1 protein-coding gene and 1 tRNA gene are annotated in these 582 nt (G+C 37.8%); both read right to left on the reverse strand.

The window, feature by feature from the left end; all coding sequences use genetic code 11:
• Positions 1-205 precede the first annotated feature (205 nt).
• Positions 206-282: transfer RNA gene (locus ES948_RS10780), tRNA-Ile, on the reverse strand.
• A 62-nt stretch (positions 283-344) separates the two neighbouring features.
• A partial coding sequence (locus ES948_RS11010; RefSeq protein WP_223176054.1) for a hypothetical protein occupies positions 345-582 on the reverse strand: 238 nt, incomplete at its 5' end.

Consider the following 582-nt stretch of genomic DNA (forward strand, 5'->3'; position numbering starts at 1 on the left):
TATAAAGTTGTTGACTTTAACAATTGTAATTTAATGAACATTTGGTCTTAAAACTAAAACCAAATATAAACTCTCACATTTGAAAGCTTATATTTGATTTTACATAAAACGTAATTTTATGTTTTTGAGATGAGTTGTGCTAAAAAAGAAGGCGAAGCTTGCTAAAGCAAGTGAGTCTTATTTTTTAGTGCAAATCGCTCAAAAATGGTGGGCCTACCAGGACTTGAACCTGGGACCTCACCCTTATCAGGGGTGCACTCTAACCAGCTGAGCTATAGGCCCTTTCTGGTGCTTTTAACTTTATTCTGCGTCAGAACCTTTACTTCAGTTGTCACGTAGTATAACTACGCTCCGCCTTCAGCAAAGAACCTTCCTTGACTAAAGCTAAAATCCCTCAGAAAGCAAAGCCCTCTCAAGGATACACCTTTGACATAATCAATGTTTAATGAACACAGATCACTGAAAACTAAGCAAGTAAGAAAACTGAAGAACAACATCTCTTTGTGAGATTCTTTTGTGTTGAGCCACTCAATCGAATGAGTGCTCTTTACTCTAGAAAGGAGGTGATCCAACCGCAGGTTC

It is taken from the genome of Sulfurimonas indica (assembly GCF_009192995.1).
In the GTDB taxonomy this organism is placed as follows: Bacteria; Campylobacterota; Campylobacteria; order Campylobacterales; family Sulfurimonadaceae; genus Sulfurimonas; species Sulfurimonas indica.